The organism is Capnocytophaga sp. oral taxon 878 (assembly GCF_002999135.1).
Taxonomy (GTDB): domain Bacteria; phylum Bacteroidota; class Bacteroidia; order Flavobacteriales; family Flavobacteriaceae; genus Capnocytophaga.
In genome coordinates this window covers 1,799,695-1,813,344 of the sequence record NZ_CP027229.1, presented here as the reverse complement: position 1 = coordinate 1,813,344, position 13,650 = coordinate 1,799,695, and the positions used below count along the sequence as shown (strand labels likewise).

Sequence of the window (13,650 nt, the reverse complement as noted above, 5' to 3'; positions counted from 1 at the left end):
TTTTAATTAGCTTTTTCTTACTTAACAAAAAAAAGACTTCCTATTAAAAGGAAGCCTTTTCCAATGCATATAATATAAATACTACTACTAACTCCCAAATTTGTTAGCTCTTTTAATGAATGAAAGGTTTTTCGGTTAAAATTTAGCAATGTTTCTTAAACAATATGGTTATTTCCCAACAACCGAATTTAGTTTCTTCACAATGTTTGTTTTAATGATTCTTATCTAACAATGTTTCTTTTAGCAATTTTTTCTCAGTAATTTTTTCTTAAGCAATAATTGTCCTGAACCATTCACCCATTATTTATTTTTATACACAGTAAGTACGTTATCTCAAACTCTTACATATTTATTATTGGAAAAACCGTGCCAAACTTTTCAACATCTGTTAATAACTCAATTAAATACTTGTTTGTCAGTTATTTATATTATTAACAACTTGTTGATAACTATGTTAGCAAAGTGTGTAATAATGTGTAATTACACACCCACTGTATAGTTTAACTACCCAAAAACTGTACCTCATACAGGTTTCTGTAGTATCCATTTTCTATTTGTAGTAGCTGCTCGTGGGTGCCTATCTCTACAATTGCTCCTTTGTCCAGAACTATAATTTTATCTGCTTTTTTCACAGTAGTAAGTCGGTGTGCAATGATAATAGAGGTACGCCCCTCTGTCATCTTCTCGGTAGCCTCTTGTATAAGCTGTTCCGAATGCGAATCAACAGATGAAGTAGCCTCATCTAATATCAATATCTGCGGACTATGCACATAAGCCCTCAAAAAGGCTATCAACTGCCGCTGCCCTGCCGATAGCATACTACCTCGCTCTTTCACATTGTAATGATATCCCCCTGGTAGTGTCATCAAGAAATTATGTACCCCTATACGTTTAGCCGCTTCAATTACCGTTTCCTCACTAATAGCTGGGTTTTTAAGCGTAATATTGTTAAAAATACTATCCGCAAATAAAAATACATCTTGCAATACTGTAGCTATATGCCCCCGTAGTGAACTCAGTGTAAACTCCTTAATATTTACCCCATCAATATAAATACCACCCGAAGTAAGTTCATAAAAGCGGTTCAATAAGTTCGTAATTGTAGTTTTACCAGCTCCCGTAGCCCCTACTATAGCCACTGTCTCACCGTGTTGTACCTCAAAACTAATACCATGCAAAATCTCTTCTCCTGCCACATATTCAAAATGAACATCTTCAAACTTAATACTTTCCTTCACCTCTTTCAGTTCCTTCTTACCTTCTTTTTCCATATCAGCATCACTCTCCAAAATAGCAAACACACGGTCCGAGGCTATAATACCCATTTGCAAAGTATTAAATTTATCAGCAATATGCCTCAAAGGTCTAAACAATTGTTGCGAAAGCTGAATAAACAAAAAGATATTCCCCAAGTCATAACTATCATCACCCAGCAGCTGTTGCCCTCCAAACCACACAATAAGCGCAATAGTGATAGAAACACCCAAATCCCCTATAGGAAAGAAAATAGAGTTATACCATATCGTTTTTAGCCATGCCTGCTTGTGTTTCTCATTAATCTTTTTAAAGTTCTCTAGTTCTTGCCGTTCCTGTGCAAAAAGCTGCAACACTTTAATGCCCGAAATACGTTCTTGTACGAACGAGTTCAAGTTAGCCACCTCCCTGCGCACCTCCACAAAAGCCGCCTTCATTGAGCGCTGAAACCACCTCGTAAAATACAATATCAAAGGCATAATAGCATAGCTTATCAGTGCCAATTTCCAATCCACCACAAACATTACAATGCTTATCACAAGCATTTTAAGCACATCACTCGCCATTTCAAACAAGCCCGAACTAAAAATCTCCCCAATGCGCTCCATATCATTCACAGCACGGGTTACCAGCACTCCTATCGATGATTTGTCGAAATACTGCATCTTAAAACGCAACAAATGGTCAAATAGTTTCTGTCTCACATCCCTAATAACCGTCTGTCCTAGCCAGTTCGAGTAGTATGAAAAAAGAAATTGCATAAGCACCTCCGCCAATAGCAATGCTATCAAAGCATAAGTAATAAGCTTAAGCCCTTCATAATTTTTAAGACTGATATAACTATCAATAGCCACCTTAATCAAGTAAGGTTGTGCAGTCGAAAAAATAGATGAAAAAACAGCAAACAATGTTACTGCCACAAAAGTACTTCTGTAAGGGCGCACAAAGCCTGCCAATTGCTTAAAACTATGTTGTTTATGATGTTCTTTACTACTCATTTCCTTTCAATTTCAGAGGGCAAAAGTACAAAAAAAATTACAAATAACAATGCCCTTCACACACCTCCACATCCACCCCACACCAATTACACCTACCTTATATCCCACCCCAAAGCCAAACAAAATATCAGTACAACATCAAAATAAGCCGAACGAACGAATAACGAAGGATAAACGAACTATAAACGAAGGATAGTCATCAAGCTACTACAACCAAAAATGTCACGAACTATAAATATCTTCATTTAATATATCACAAGCAAATAAACTTCATAAACAAACACAGCCTATAAATAACAGGAATTAGTACACTTTTTTCAGCTTGTTTAAAAGATTCAATAGCATGAGAAAATAAATCCTTATTTTTCATAGAAAATAATATTTTATTTCATATCTTTGCACCATCATACATAATATGGAACGCGATAGATGAACCTATGAATCGAATCAAAGAAGTGCTTGAAAAAAAGGAGTTAAGCTTTGAATCTGTCTTCAAGATTGTAGAGATATTAGGAGAGACGTAAAAGAATAGATTGACTCACTAAGGAACAATAAAGTAAAACAATAATTATACATACATAATATGAGATCAAAAGTAGCAGTACTAATAGTAAATGCAATTTATTTATTAGGGACAATTCTATGGGCTTTTTATGAGAAGTCTTCAGAATCATTTGTAGCAATTCTTGGAGGAGTTGTGTCTTTTGTAAGTTTTTTTGTTGGCAATGACAATTCTTTTTCTCCAAAAAACAAAAATAGTATCATACAGAAAGGAAGTAACTCAACAACCATTATTGGTGATGTGAATAATAGTAATGTTGGAAATATAAATAATAACAAACAATGAAATGGTTAAATTTATTTGGTTATAAGAATAAAAATAAAGAACTTATAACTACTTCAGTTAAACAAAATGGAGATAATTCTAATACTATTATTGGAAATGTGTCAGATAGTTTTATTGGTTGTACGTTTAACTACGATAATATAGAGCCCCAATGGAAAGACCGACTTGATACTTACATAACTACATTAGAACAATTTAAACCACAAACAGCATTGTCATTATTAGAAGCTTTAGAGAAAAGTTTTGCTACAAGTAAACAACAACCCTCCAATGAATTATATTCTCAAATATTATATCAAAAAGGAATATGTAATCGCTTCTTAGGGAACAAGGACGAAACGTGCCAATGCTTTATTTCTGCATATACTAAAAATAAATTAGATATTCAAATTAAAGAACAAGCTGCTTTGTCTTATTTCAGAATAGAAAATACAACTAAGGCAAATGAACTTGTTAAAGAATTATTATATGAAAATGAGTATAATATAGTAGCATGGTACATCTCTTTTTTAAGTGCTAAGACAGATGATTTTAGTTCTATACCAGAATTTGTTAGGCAGAATATTATGTTTCAAAATATGCTTTATAATTATTTCAATGTAAAGAAGAATTTCAAATGTATTTCACTAATGAAAGAGTTTGAAATGCTTCCAAATATTAGTAATTATAATCATCAAGATATAACAATAGCAAATTTTGATGAAAATATATTTTATTCAAACGTATTTTTTGCAGAATATCTGCAAAACTATCATTTTACTTTCCTTTCTTTAAATGAAGGGGATATTAAAACTTTAAAAATACTGGAGGTACTTTTTGAAAAAATACTATTTAAAATCAGAGGGTCTGAATTAGAAAAAAAATATGAAAAATTATTTTTGCTAAATGTTTATGTTAAATATATACTTATAAAAGATCTAAAATATATTTCCGAAATAAGAAATTACTACCTTAAGTTGGAGAGTAAGAACGACGTTCTTGCTTTGCTTTGTGCAAATGTATTACAACTGAACGGACAAACAGATTATGCTCTTGAAATCTTAAATGATTCTGAATTAGAAGAATCGAATATTTTGTTTCTGAGGGCTTTCTGTTATCTAAAGAAAAGAGATGAAATGCAATATAGCATAGTAATACGTGATTGGGTAAATTCCTTAGAGAAAATTGATAACTATGTAGCTGATAACTATCTTGCTTCAATCTTTACATTAAAAGATATATGCAATACAGATAAATTAAATCTATCAGATTTTATCCAAAATAAAAAATTTGAAAATCAACAGCTAAAAACTTTAATTGAAACTATTGAACAATCCCTAATTAGTGAAGAGTTAGATTCATCTAATATATTAATTCTAAAAGAATTAGCATCTAATATTCAACAGCCGAAATTGTTATTATATATTGCAGATACTTATTATTATTGTAGAGAATATGAGCTTGCTATAGACTTATACAAAAAGTTTGTTGATAGAGATATAGAAAATCGCCAATTATTTTTCTATATTCATTCATTATATATCGCCAAAAAGGATTCTGACGAATTACTTACTTTATTAGAAAAATGGAGATTAAATTTTTCTTTTCAACCTAATTTATTGAGGTTAGAAGCGGATTTATGCCGTCTTTTACACGATTGGAATAGATGCTTACAAATATGTAATACATACTTAGATAAAGACAAACAAGATGAGGCTTTTTTATCTTTAAAATTAGAATGTTTGGATGCTATAAACGAAGATTGGTGTGATAATGAAATTAAATTGATAGCAAAAATTTTTAAAGACTATGCCTTTTCTATTGATCAAAACATACTAATAGTGGCAAATATATTAGTTAATAGAGGTTATTTTGTTGAAGGAATGGAAATCTTTTATAAGTATTCTGATAAAAGAAATGTCCGCTCTGCATATCTGCTTGCAACACTCATATATTCTCAAAAATCACAAAATAGAGAGCTTCTCAAAGAATTTGATAAAATTACTGATGACTGTTTTGTTAAATATGAGTCTAATGGAGAAATCCACTTCTTTAAAATGGATAAAGATTCTAACAATTTAGGGGCATATAATGAATTATTAGGACACAAAATAGGCGATACCATATCTATCAAAAAAGTGTCAAGTAAAGATCATCTAATTCGTATACTGAGAATAATGGATAAGTATCTTTATTTACATGATAAAATCTTAGAAGAAGCAAATCAACCTCTTTCAGAATTAGCAATAGAACCTTTCAACTTTACTAGCACTGACCCAGACGAAATGAAGAAAGAATTGATTTCTCTATTTGGACAAAAAGGTGAGGATGAAAAACAGTTTAGAGAAGCTACTATAAATAAATATTATAAAGGAGAATTATCTTTTACTGAAGTTATAATACAGGCATTTAGGAATGAGTATTTAGCTGGTTATACAAGTTTGATTTATGAGCACAGAGGCATCTCAATTATTCCCCTTCCACTTTATAAATCAATAAGTAAACCTGTTGATATAACGAATTATATTATCGACTTTTCTTCATTGAGTATTCTTTATCAAATAGCAAAAGAACACAATATTACGTACCCACACAAATTTTTAATTTCACGTTTTATAATAGACATAATAAAACACAAATTGAGAACAATTCAATCAGAACCAAAATCTGAATTATCAATTGTCGTGATAAATGAAGGTAATATAACTTATGGGAACCCTGAAATCGAACGGAAAAATAACATTATATATCTAGAAGGTCTTTTAAAATGGATAAAAAAGAACTGTGAAGCTGTTGTTTCTCCTAGAGTCATTGATTTTAAAAGAAATATAGATATAGAAGATGAAAAAGAAGATTTTATTGACTATGTCTTGAACACTGTATTAGTTTTTGAAGATAAGCGATGCATATTACTGACAGACGACTTTGTTTATTTCAAATTCAATTTAGCTCAAATTCAGTTCTCAATGAGCACAGAGCAATATATAAAAAATATTTTAGGAGACGAACACCCAGCACTGATTGAGTTTATTAAAAACAAATATATAGGTTTTACATTTGTTGAAAAGCAATTATTAGATGAATTTGATAAGAAAATAAATTCTCAAGATAATTATTATACTAACTGCTTAGAAAATATCAGTATGATTTCTGCTCCTCAATGCGTAAAATTAGTAAATAAGATCATACAATCACAACTTGATATGAATCAACAAGAGATTGAGATCAAAAATATATTTATTAATATGCTGAAAAATGGTCCTTTAAGTAATGATATTATTAAAGGTTTTTACCATTTACTTTTTTCAGAATTAACCTGCTCAAAGGAGAAACTATATTTTGTTGTCCAATGTTTTGAAAATGTATACCAAACATTCAAAAAAAGTGTGGAGAATATAAAAAAATAATATATCATAACTATCTTTCACAAGGTTATTTTTCTTATTTCTAAGTACCCGAGAATTGTTGATAATGCCATAATGTATAGGGATTATGAGGGAAATGCTCCTATTCAGTTTTATGAATATGATAACCGTATCGAAATTCAAAATCCAGGCGGATTATATGGTAAGGTCAGTCCTGACAATTTTCCTAACATAAGTGACTATCGCAATCCTTTTATTTTAGAAGCAATGAAAGTTTTAGGTTATGTAAACCGATTCAGTCGCGGGGTATATCGAGTCCATAAAGAATTGAAAGAAAATGGTAATGCACAAGCTTCTTTTGATTTTTCTTTGATTACAGCTTTTCGGGTAGTTGAAAGTGTTTCTCAAAAGTATTTTGAAGAAGGATTTGGAGTGGAAACACTCAAGAAACAGCCAATAACTACCCAAGAAAAAATATTAGCTGCTATTCACTCTAAACCTGAAATCACTCAAAAAGAGTTGGCTCAATTTATTGGTATTACCCTTAATGGTATTAAATGCCATATTAAAAATATGACCAAATTGGGAATCATAAAGCACGAAGGTTCTACAAAATCGGGTAAGTGGATAATAGTTAAGTAAAACTTGTATCCCTAATGTTAAGCAGTTTTTTATTGTTTCTATTGATAGTAGTACTTATATGAACACCGCTCTCTAAAAATAGAACACACACAAAATACTATATTTTGAATATTCCTATTAATATTGTTTTATTATCTAAGCCATTAATCAAAATAGGTGTGGAAAGTCTTTGAATGATTTTTGAAGATCATCCATACCCAAAGAGATATTAAAGAAAAAGAAAAGATAGCCAGTACAGAAACAATTCATTCCCTACACTTTTTCACATAGTCTCTTATCTCTTATCTCTTACCTCTTCCCCCCCTCTTGCCAATTAAAAAATATTTATTACCTTTGTCACTTCAAAAACAAATAGAAAATACAATGAAAACATTTTTTAAAATCTTAGTAACAACAATAGTTCTATTATCTTTTACACATTGCAGTACCGAACAAGAGGACAAAAACCTCCTCAAAACCTTCTATACCAAATATATGGATAAAACCATTACCCAATCCGAGGCCGAAACCTACCTCTCACCCTGCTTGCCAGAAAAATTACACCTAATGACCCAAATGCTCAGCATCGATCCCGTCATAGGAGACACATACACACCCCCTAGTATGGACTCCACCCTCACTATAACTCCCTTCAAAAAGCACTGGTACAAAATAACCTACCAAAACACTCTTGCCAACCCCAACGATACCACAAGCATCTTCGCAAAGGTCGAAAACAACAAAATTACCGAGATTTACCCTTGGCAAGTCGATACCGATGTTATCGATACTCCTTACACCCCCGAAAAAATGTCTCACGCCAATGCCCTTAGTTTTGTCCAATCCTTTTATAGCAATTATCTAAATATCTATTTTGGTTGCCCCGATAAATTAACGCAAAATCTAAGAGCCTTTCAAGAAAAACACTGTTCCCCCATTCTTTTAAAGAGGTTCAACCAAATGCAAACCAACTATGACTTTCTTATCAGTAGCTACTATTTTGATAAAGACTTCCTAAAAACCCTCAAAATAACTCAAGAAGGCGATAATATTCATATAGCCTATAAAGGGGCTTATAATTTCAGTGCCAAAATAGAAGTAGAAGTAATACAACTCCCCGATGGCACCTATAAGCTTAATGATATAGTCGAAGTTGAATAACCCCCCAATAAAAAAACGACCCTCTATGGGTCGCTTTTTTTATCTCTTACCTATTTTCCCCCCTTGCCAATTAAAAAATATTTATTACCTTTGTCACTTCAAAAACAAATAGAAAATACAATGAAAACATTTTTTAAAATCTTAGTAGCAGCAATAGTTCTATCATCTTTTACACATTGCACTACCGAACAGAAAGATATACAACTCCTCAAAAATTTCTATACCAAATATATGAAAACTTTCCATACCAAAAATATGGATGAAACCATTCCCCAATCCGAGGCCGAAACCTACCTCTCACCCTGCTTGCCAGAAAAATTACGCCTGATGAGCAATATGCTCCGCATCGATGCCGTCATAGGCGACACATACCCAGCCTCTAGTATGGAGGCCACCCTCACTATAACCCCCATCAAAAAGAACTGGTACAAAATAAGCTACCAAAACACTTTTAGCAACCCCAACGATATCACAAATATCTTCGCAAAGGTCGAAAACAACAAAATTACCGAGATTTACCCTTGGCAAGTCGATACCAATGTTATCGATACTCCTTACACCCCCGAAAAAATGTCACAAGCCAATGCCCTTAGTTTTGTCCAATCCTTTTATAGCAATTATCTAAACATCTATTTTGGTTGCCCCGATAAATTAATGCAAAATCTAAGAGCCTTTCAAGAAAAACACTGTTCCCCCATCCTTTTCAAGAGGTTCAAAGATATCAATTCCGAGTATGATTCTCTTATCAGTAGCTACTATTTTGATAAAGACTTCCTAAAAACCCTCAAAATAACTCAAGAAGGAGATTATATTTATATAGCTTATAAAAGGCCTAATAATTACAGTGTCAAAATGAAAGCAGAAGTAATACAACTCCCCGATGGCACCTATAAGCTCAATGATATAACCGAAGTTGAATAAAACAAAAAAAGCGACCCATAGCGGTCGCCTTTTTATCTCTTATCTCTTACCTCTTACCTAAAGAACAGTTTCGGGAAAAGCGCCTCCATAGGTCTCCTTCCCACAGCTATTTTCAGTGTAGCCCATAAAAAACCAACACCATAGCCGAAAAACTGTACCAGCAAAGCCCAAACACTCAGCAGTCCTATCTTAGCACTGCCATTCTCTCGCGCACTATCCCAAAAAACAAGTATAAAATAGCTCGCATACACCAATACCCCCGCAATATTACCCCACAAAAGTAGTAATAAAGCACCGCAAAGCCCCAAGGCAAAGCAAGTAGGTAACCAAAAAGTAACTTTTCTAGTATGAGGGTGCCAATGGTTCAAAATAGCACGAGTCTGCCCAAACTTATTCACTTGTATCCTAAACTTCTCCCATGATATACGCCGCTTGTGAAATACAAAAGCCGTCGGTATAAATGCCGACTCAAACCCCTTACCCCAAAGGCGTATCACAAGGTCAGGATCTTCACCTGGGTGTATCTTCCCAAAACCACCAGTAGCCTCAAAAGCCTTCCGCGAAAGCCCCATATTAAAACTACGCGGTTCAAAGCGCTGCACCCCCTTATTGTTACCTCGTATACCCCCAGTAGTAAGTAATGAGGTCATAGTATAGTTAATAGCCTTTTGTATATCCGTAAAATCATCAGTAGCCGTGTCCGCCCCACCAAAACAATCCACATAATGCTGCTGCAAATAATCATCTACAGCCTCCAAGTAATGAGAAGGCAAAATACAATCCGAATCCAAAATCAAAAAGTAATCATACTTCGCACAGCGCATCCCATAGTTACGCGAATCACCCGGCCCTGTATTAGCCTTAGGCAAATAAGTAATTTGTAACTCATTAGCATAGCGCTCACATACTTTTTCCGAAGAAATAGAAGAACCATCTTCCACTACTACCACCTCAAAATCAGCTTCGTAACTCTGCTTTGTTAAGCTCTCCAAAAGCTCGTCCAACTCATCAGGACGATTGTATACAGGAATGATAAAACTATATCCCATTTGTTAATATAAAGTTAAAGTTCAACTTGTTTTGTAACATTTCATACCTTCTATACGTATAATACAACGATAAGAAACCACAAAATTAAGGATTTTTTCTGAATGAGACAACTAAAAATCACCAAACAGGTAACCAACCGCGAAACTGCCTCCCTCGATAAGTACTTGCAAGAGATAGGTCGCGTCGATTTAATTACTGCCGATGAAGAGGTCGAATTGGCACAACGTATCAAAGCCGGCGATACAATCGCTTTAGAAAAACTTACCAAAGCCAACCTCCGCTTTGTGGTATCAGTAGCTAAACAATACCAAAACCAAGGACTCACCCTCCCCGATCTTATTAACGAAGGTAACTTAGGGCTTATCAAAGCAGCTCAACGCTTCGACGAAACCCGAGGCTTTAAGTTCATATCCTATGCCGTATGGTGGATACGTCAGTCCATCCTGCAAGCCCTAGCCGAACAGTCTCGTATTGTACGCCTACCCCTTAATAAAATAGGCTCTATTAACAAAATTAATAAAATGTACGCCTATTTAGAGCAAGCCAACGAGCGTGTACCCTCACCCGAAGAAATAGCAAGAGAGCTCGATATGTCTGTCAATGATGTCAAAGAATCAATGAAAAATTCTGGCCGACATATATCTATGGATGCCCCTTTGGTTGAAGGTGAAGACTCTAACCTTTACGACGTAATCCGCAGTAATGAGTCTCCCAACCCCGATAAAGAACTTATTTTAGCTTCTTTGCGCACCGAAATTGATCGCGCTTTAGAAACACTTACCCCACGCGAGGCCGATGTAGTACGCCTTTATTTTGGGCTTGGTGATCAGCACGCTATGACCTTAGAAGAAATTGGCGAAACCTTTGATCTCACCCGCGAACGCGTACGACAAATTAAAGAAAAAGCCATCCGTAGGCTTAAGCATACCTCACGTAGCAAAATACTAAAAACCTATTTAGGTTAATAAAATTCATACAATTAGCCAATTAGCAACCCTAAAAAGAACTTGCTAATTGGCTATTTTTTTAGCTCCTAATCTTACGAATCTTCTAATTAAAATGAATTATCTCTGGGACTTTAAACCTCTACCACCACAGGATATTGTAACTCGTTTACAACAAGAACTTAATATAGAGCAGCCCCTTGCTACCCTCTTAGCACAGCGGGGCATTACAAACTATGATCAGGCAAAACAATTCTTCCGCCCTAGCCTAAGTCATCTACATCCTCCCTTCCTTATGAAGGGAATGAACACTGCGGTACAACGCATAGCACAAGCTCTTTCCCAAAAAGAAAAAATCCTCATTTATGGAGATTATGATGTAGATGGTACCAGTGCCGTGTCTCTTGTTTACCGCTATTTCAGTTCCTTCACTACCCAGCTCCTTACCTATATCCCCGATCGTTATACCGAAGGTTATGGCATTTCTTTTCAGGGGATAGACTACGCCCACGCACAAGGCTGTACCCTTATTATTGCCTTAGATTGTGGTATCAAAGCTATCGATAAAGTACAATACGCTACAGCCAAAGGCATTGATTTTATCATTGCCGATCATCACCGCCCCGGTGAGGTAGTACCCAGCGCCATCGCTGTACTTAACCCCCAGCAGCCCGATTGCCCTTACCCTTATAAAGAGCTTTGTGGCTGTGGCATAGGCTTTAAATTGGTACAGGCTTATCAAGAGTTTTTAGGTTTGCCCTTTGATGAAATCATACCTTTAATGGATTTGGTAGCAGTAGCTACTGCTGCCGATATAGTACCTATGGATGGCGAAAACCGCACCCTAATGTATTTCGGCTTGCAGGTCATTAATACCCAGCCCTCAGCAGGGGTTAAAGCTATTTTTGCCAAGCATAAAGGCTCTATAACCGTAACCGATGTGGTATTTACAGCCGCCCCACGTATCAATGCTGCTGGCCGTATTGAGCACGGTAATTATGCCGTTGCTTTACTCACCGAAACCGATCAGGCAAAAGCCATTCTAAAAGCTAAGGAAATAGATACTCTTAATGCACACCGCAAAGAGTTAGATACCTCTATGGCTGCCGAAGCTTTAGCTCAAATAGAAGCCAATGCAGAGCAAGATCGCTATACCTCAGTTGTATTTAATGAGTATTGGCACAAAGGGGTCATAGGTATTGTCGCCTCTCGCCTTATCGAGCATTATTACCGCCCCACATTGGTATTTACCAAAAGTGGTGATAAGTACGCTGCTTCAGCTCGTTCTGTTGTAGGATTTGATATTTATGAGGCTTTAGAACAGTGTAGTGATTATTTAGAACAGTTTGGCGGACACAAATATGCTGCTGGGCTCACCCTTCTTCCTCAGCAGTATCCTCTTTTTAAAGAAGCTTTTGAAAAGGTAGTAGCACAATCTCTTCCTCAAGATAGTCGCCTGCCCAAGCTCACCGCCGATATTCCTCTGCCTTTAAGTATGCTAAGTGATAAATTCTATCGCATATTAAAGCAGTTTGAACCCTTTGGTCCTAATAACTTACCACCGTTTTTCTATGCCGAAAATGTAGTAGATACCGGCTTTGCCAAACCTATAGGTAAAGATTTTAGCCATCTTAAGTTAAATGTACGCGAAGTAGGAGGGAAGCAACTCTTTGCAGCTGTAGCCTTTAAATTAGCCCATAAGTTACCCATTCTACAACAAGGGCAACCTTTTAAAATAATATATTCATTAGAAGAAAATTACTGGAATGGCAAGGTCTCTCTACAACTGCAAATAAGAGATATCAGTCTCTAATTACAGCTTGTAGTACACTTTTGATAGTAGGTGTATCAGCAAGGATAATCCTCTGCCAATAGCGTGCAGCTGCCTTAGCTGTGGTAGTGCCTATGCAGTAAATAGTTTCATTTTTAGCAGTATTAGTAAGGCAATAACTCTCCACCCCCGATGGGCTAAAAAATAATATCCCCTCTATCTTCTCTCCTATTGTTATAGGGGTAAGCAGCGTTTGGTACGCAGTCAGTTCATCAACTATTAAATCCTTTTCTTTAAAAAAAACAGGTAAGGTATCCAGCCTTGATGAGCCTGCTATAAAAGCAATACACATACTTTGGTAATCTACCAAGTTTCCTTTCATATAATCTATTAATTCAGTAGCATAAGGAGTCCAATGTAACACCCTAAAATTATTAGATTCTAGCAGCCTACAAGTATTTTCACCTACACAAATTACAGGTACTTGTTTTAAGGTAGCAACCTCAGGATGTTGTAATGCACTTAGCACACCATTCTTACTGGTAAATATAAGTAAGTTATAGTCCGAAATAAGTTTAAAGTCCAGTAGTTCAATGTCAATAAAATTATGCTCAATAAGGCGCACAGCTCGCCCATTGAGTATTTCTTTTTGTTTTTCGGTTAATATTTTTGTTGAAAGTATTGTCTTCAAGGCTAATAATACTTAATAAAATAAAAAGGCTGCCTAAAAATATTTAGG

10 protein-coding genes are annotated in these 13,650 nt (G+C 35.0%); 7 read left to right on the top strand and 3 right to left on the bottom strand.

Translation table 11 applies throughout. The features are described 5' to 3' along the window. Positions 1-500: 500 nt before the first annotated feature. Positions 501-2,252 (bottom strand): ABC transporter ATP-binding protein, encoded by a 1,752-nt coding sequence (locus C4H12_RS08170; protein ID WP_106098489.1) that lies wholly within the window; start codon positions 2,250-2,252, stop codon positions 501-503. A 583-nt stretch (positions 2,253-2,835) separates the two neighbouring features. Here C4H12_RS08170 and C4H12_RS08165 point away from each other — a divergent pair. The 5 genes from C4H12_RS08165 (at position 2,836) to C4H12_RS08145 (ending at position 9,146) form a co-directional block, all read left to right on the top strand. Next, positions 2,836-3,099, top strand: coding sequence for a hypothetical protein (locus tag C4H12_RS08165; protein WP_106098488.1), 264 nt, complete (start codon positions 2,836-2,838; stop codon positions 3,097-3,099). Next, positions 3,096-6,485, top strand: coding sequence for a lipopolysaccharide assembly protein LapB (locus C4H12_RS08160; RefSeq protein ID WP_106098487.1), 3,390 nt, complete (start codon positions 3,096-3,098; stop codon positions 6,483-6,485). The genes C4H12_RS08165 and C4H12_RS08160 overlap by 4 nt, the downstream gene beginning before the upstream one ends. Before the next feature lie 72 nt (positions 6,486-6,557). Further along, positions 6,558-7,085: an ATP-binding protein gene (locus C4H12_RS08155; protein ID WP_254424733.1), complete on the top strand. Its 528-nt coding sequence runs from the start codon at positions 6,558-6,560 to the stop codon at positions 7,083-7,085. Positions 7,086-7,448: 363 nt separating this feature from the next. Then, positions 7,449-8,225 carry a hypothetical protein gene (locus C4H12_RS08150; RefSeq protein ID WP_129588222.1) on the top strand — a complete coding sequence of 259 codons (777 nt, stop codon included), beginning with the start codon at positions 7,449-7,451 and terminating at the stop codon, positions 8,223-8,225. Positions 8,226-8,345: 120 nt separating this feature from the next. Beyond that, a complete protein-coding gene (locus C4H12_RS08145) occupies positions 8,346-9,146 on the top strand; it encodes a hypothetical protein (RefSeq protein WP_129588221.1) in 801 nt (266 codons plus the stop codon). A 53-nt stretch (positions 9,147-9,199) separates the two neighbouring features. Here C4H12_RS08145 and C4H12_RS08140 read toward each other — a convergent pair whose 3' ends face one another. After that, positions 9,200-10,195: a glycosyltransferase family 2 protein gene (locus C4H12_RS08140; RefSeq protein WP_106098484.1), complete on the bottom strand. Its 996-nt coding sequence runs from the start codon at positions 10,193-10,195 to the stop codon at positions 9,200-9,202. Between the two features lie 102 nt (positions 10,196-10,297). Between C4H12_RS08140 and C4H12_RS08135 the strand changes: the two genes are divergently transcribed. Both C4H12_RS08135 and recJ read left to right on the top strand, forming a co-directional pair. Continuing rightward, entirely contained in the window at positions 10,298-11,161 is an 864-nt protein-coding gene (locus C4H12_RS08135; RefSeq protein WP_106098483.1) for an RNA polymerase sigma factor RpoD/SigA, read from the top strand. Between the two features lie 94 nt (positions 11,162-11,255). Next, positions 11,256-12,953, top strand: a complete 1,698-nt coding sequence (gene recJ / locus C4H12_RS08130) for a single-stranded-DNA-specific exonuclease RecJ (RefSeq protein WP_106098482.1) — start codon at positions 11,256-11,258, stop codon at positions 12,951-12,953. On the opposite strand, the gene C4H12_RS08125 is transcribed toward recJ, so the two are convergent. After that, a complete protein-coding gene (locus C4H12_RS08125; protein WP_106098481.1) occupies positions 12,943-13,602 on the bottom strand; it encodes a uroporphyrinogen-III synthase in 660 nt (219 codons plus the stop codon). The two genes, recJ and C4H12_RS08125, sit on opposite strands and share 11 nt — an antisense overlap. Positions 13,603-13,650: the final 48 nt, after the last annotated feature.